The sequence below is a fragment of the Chamaesiphon sp. OTE_8_metabat_110 genome (assembly GCF_031382685.1).
GTDB lineage: Bacteria > Cyanobacteriota > Cyanobacteriia > Cyanobacteriales > Chamaesiphonaceae > Chamaesiphon.
The window spans coordinates 1-4,499 of record NZ_JANMZA010000656.1; the positions used below are offsets into that span (position 1 = coordinate 1).

Here is a 4,499-nt window from a genome sequence, read left to right on the forward strand (position 1 = left end):
GGGGAGGAGTTAGATCCTAGATTTATATCTGTAGTCCAACTTTGAAGAATTGGTATTAATCAGTCCGCGTAGGCGGACTTTGCATTCCGAGCGGCGGTTTCTAACCGCTGGAGTTGTATGGATTACACAACAGTAAAACTAGTATTAGTTAAAGCAGGATTGCCGACGAATTGTGCGATTCGGACTTGCGCCGCACCGCCAACACCATCCGCATCAAAGAATAACGCACCAGAATTATTGTTGTAAACAAACCGTTGGCTGGCTGTGGAGGCAGAAGCTCCGATTCCAAATCGAGTGGCATCGAGAATGCCCAAAGCATCGCTACCAAAGGTATTATTAACCCCAAAGCCAGAGCGGGAAATGCTCAATCGATCGATCCCAACTTCAAAGTCATTGATTTTATCGATGCCTTCGGTGGGACTGTAATAGACAAAAGTATCGGCACCAGTACCGCCAAATAGTAAATCTACTCCCGCACCACCAGTGATAAAGTCATTGCCAGCACCGCCATTGATGATGTCATTACCAGCACCACCAAAGAGAGTATCGCTGCCACTAGTACCGATGAGATTATCTGCTAGCGGATTGCCACCAGTCGGTTTGAGATCGAGTCCAGCCAACACTGGATCGTGGTCGGAGGAACGGAATCGATCGGGTGCATATAGACTGGTATCATTGCGATCTTCGGCTGGATTTTCACCTGATGAGAGGACATCATCGTTGTAGTCTAAAACGATCGGTTCTGAGGAGTTGATATTCCACTTGGCAGCACCCGTTACTTGAGCGAGTAAGCTGGATGTAACCAGGGCATGATCTAGAGAACCTGTCTGACCGTCGAAGACGTAGGAATCGGTTGTAGTGGCAAGTTTGGTCAAGCCACCAGCGCGGAGGATATCGATCGGGTCTTCTTCGTTGTAGGCATTGAGATCGCCTAATACCATCACATCGCTGTCACCAGAGACGGTTTGCACTTGAGCGACGAAGTTGAGGAGGGCGGTAGATTGGGCTTTGCGGGTGGCATTCGACAAGCCTTGACCGTCGCCTTGGTCGGTATCGCCGGGTAAGCCAGCACTGGAGCCTTTAGACTTAAAGTGATTGACAATGGGGGTGAATTTTTCACCATTGGCATTATTCAGAAAAGTCTGCGCTAATGGCGGACGGGCGGTGTTAAAGGCGGCATCGTTGAAATAGACCGCATTGCCGACGGGTGTAACAGCACCAGGCTTGTAGATGAAGGCGACCTTAATTTCATCCGTACCGGGGCTACCAGTGGTATTTGCCAGTTTGATATAGTCGTAAGTATTCGACCCGATCGAGGCATTCAAGCCGTTGACTAGATTAGCGATAGCCGAATTGGTACCATCGCCATCATTTTCCATCTCGATTAAACCGACGACATCGGCATTCAAATCTTTGATGGCTGAAATAATCTTATCCCGTTGGCGGCTAAATTCGATCGCCGTAGTTGCACCTCGCGAAGTCGGGAAACCACCGCCTAAACCGTCGCCGTTGAAATAGTTGAGGACGTTGAAACTACCGACTTTAATCCCGCCGCCGACATTGGGCAACGCTGGACGTGGTTCGTAGTCGAAAACTGGGGCTTGCGGGGGTTGAATCCGATAACTATTGAAGCCGAAACCGAGTACGCCAGTCAATCCGCCGATCGTACTGCCGATGCGGAGCGTGTCGTTAGCTGGGTTCGCGTCGGTGGTGTCGATGTAGGGGACATCGCTGAGATTGGACAGGCTGCTACCATCATCGAGCAGAATCCGACGGCGATTGTTGAGGTCTTGTTGAGCAGTTACCGCTGCCACATTACTCGTTCCTGTCGAATTCGTGCCTGATGCGATCGCATCATTAGGATCGATAATATTGGTTGGGTTAAATAAGCGACCGTCGGCAGATAGGGAAACTTCCCCAAAGCGACCTAAGTTGAAGACTTCAGTAACGGTGAGCGTTTCGGGGACGGTAATTAACATCCCTTCAAAGCGTTCTAAATCGCCCAGGGTGGCGATTGGCAGGTCTAAGACGGTCGGAGTCACTAACACCTGTTGTCCGGTCGCCAGGACGCTAATATCGGCGGCTGTGGTGGGTGTAATTGTCGCTTGGTTGAAGGATGGAGCCGTGGCATTTTCGGCAACGGTACCCGTAACGCGCACTTTGTCGCCGACATCTACCGCCGTGAGGGAATTGACAAAAATCCCCTCAGAGGTGAGCGGATTGCCATCGGCATCGCTGTTCTCTTCCTGAAGGTAAAAGCCGCCGAGTTGCCCAGTGGCTTGGAAGTCGCCGACGACGATACCTTCGATCGTAAATACCCCAGCCGTTGCCGCAGTGCCAGTACCTTGAATCGTACTGACTTTGGTAGTCGAGGGCGCAACACTGTCATTATCGACGATCGTCACACTAGCCGTCGCCGTCCCCGGCGTGAAACTTGCTGACGGGGACAGCGTGAGGGTAACGGTTTCATTACCTTCGACGAGCGCATCATCGACTGGAGCGACAATTACATCCACAAATGAGCTACCAGCCGCGATCGTGACAATCCCAGCTAGAGCGGTATAGTCAGTTCCAGGGGTTGCTTGACCCGTACCCGCATCCACAGCGTAGTTAACGTCTAACGCATTAGTTGTCTCGCCAGTCCGGGAGATCCGAAAACTACCATTAGCTGTGTCTGCTTCGGCAGCATTGGCGGTGGCGGAGATCGATACCGTTGGCGTACTGCCACCGCCGATCGTGAAAGCACCTGCAAAAGTTTGATTTGTGGCATCGTCGCCAGCCCAGTTTGCCGGGTTATATAAGGCAGCTTGTAAGGTTGCTCGATCGCCTGTAGTAGTGCCTGTATAGCGAGCATTATCAATTTCGGCGATCGCCACCGCACTCGTGCCAATTGTTAAGCCTTGAGGCAGCGCAGAGGTACTCGTATCGGCTGCATTGCTTTGAAAAACGGAATTACCATCATTATTTAAAGCCGCAATCGCTGTCGGGCTGGCAAGGCTGCCTTGAAAGGCAATAATTTGGTCGCCAGCGGCAGAAAAGTTGAGATCTGCTGTTTCTACAACCGACCCAGCCGTCGCACTAGGAACAGTATCGATCGTAACTACCGTGCCAGCCGTAACGCCGCCAGCAGGCGCAGTCCAAGTAATAATCCCTTCACCCGTGCGAAAAGCATTGGTATTCAGCCAACCGTTATCAGTAAAGAGAATGACTTCGCCAGCAGGGATAGTGACGAGGGTCACAAATGCAAAATTGTCAGTGTTGTCAGCATTGTATTGCACAAATGCGATATCACCTGGATTAAGTGCCATAATTTTCTCTAATTCTAAAGTTTAAAATGAGTAAAAGTCAGACATTAGTTGCTGTCGTTGGCGGAGCCTCTCGGAACGAGAATCGCTACCTGGTTTGAGTTGAATTCGATCGAACTTAATTAGACTTGGAATAACACTTAGCTCAATGGCAATTTAGATTAACATTAAATATTTAGGTTGACTTTTTGCCCGCTGACAATTTACGTTTGAGCTTAACTACTGCAAACCCAGCGACAGCAGTACCGATGAAGCTAACAGGTTCGGGTACAGCAGTAGCTGACGATACCGCGACGATATCTACAGCATAATTTGGATTTCGACCAAAGAATTCACCGCTCCCATCGAAACCTTGCGAAATATTTGTTTTAGTTGGAAAGTCAAAAAATCTGCCAAATGTACTGACGGCTGCTTGATAGTTTCCGGGTGACAAGGTAGCAGTAAAGTTTAAATCTTCTGTAGCAGTGTATTCGTTGAAATAGTTACCGCTCGGATTGAATATTGTCAGCACTGGGCTAAATCCCCCCGGTGGAATTAGCGTTCCCACATCGTTGGTGCCGCCATTGTAGCTCAACGATCGAAATCTTAATTCCGCGCCAGTTGAAGTAAATGGCAGCAGATCGATCGCATCGGCATTAACCAACGATCCGGTGAAAGATGCCCCATGAGCAGGCGCAACCAGCGTGACTCCAATAGTTGCTGTCGTAATTCCTAATAATGTTGCAAGTGTAAATTTTTTCATTGCGATCCAGATGAGCGTGTTCTATAGTCGATCGAGCCAACGGACTTGTAGCAACTCATCAGCACCGTTTTGACAAATCGATGTGTTGTTAGCACCGAAATCAAATCGGATTGCTACAGGTGCTAGTTCCATTGGATAGTATCCCGATCGAAGATGTGATTTTGTGATGGAATTTTCATTCACTTGCCATCTAGTCAAACTACGCTGATAAAGTGACATGGCAATAACTAGATGAAATTAGATCGTTTTTTGGTGTGTGGTTTAGGTAGCTTGGGTCAACACTGCGTGCTGGCTCTCACCAATTTGGCGTGAAGATTGTCGCGATCGAACAAGTTGCTCCTCAAAGTTGGGAAGTTCCAAATTTAGTCGATTTATTAGACGAGCTGATTATTGGTGATTGCCGTGAAAATAACGTGTTGGCGCAAGCCCAAATCCAAGCCTGTCGCGCTGCC

The 4,499-nt window shown here is 49.1% G+C and carries 2 protein-coding genes and 1 pseudogene; 1 reads left to right on the forward strand and 2 read right to left on the reverse strand.

The annotated features are described in order from the left end of the window. Positions 1-122 precede the first annotated feature (122 nt). Both RMO52_RS23590 and RMO52_RS23595 read right to left on the reverse strand, forming a co-directional pair. Positions 123-3,308: an ExeM/NucH family extracellular endonuclease gene (locus RMO52_RS23590; protein ID WP_310419227.1), complete on the reverse strand. Its 3,186-nt coding sequence runs from the start codon at positions 3,306-3,308 to the stop codon at positions 123-125. Positions 3,309-3,480: 172 nt separating this feature from the next. Beyond that, a complete protein-coding gene (locus tag RMO52_RS23595; protein WP_310419230.1) occupies positions 3,481-4,047 on the reverse strand; it encodes a DVUA0089 family protein in 567 nt (188 codons plus the stop codon). Positions 4,048-4,278: 231 nt separating this feature from the next. Here RMO52_RS23595 and RMO52_RS24905 point away from each other — a divergent pair. Continuing rightward, positions 4,279-4,499: pseudogene (locus RMO52_RS24905) on the forward strand (NAD-binding protein); the annotation flags it as partial.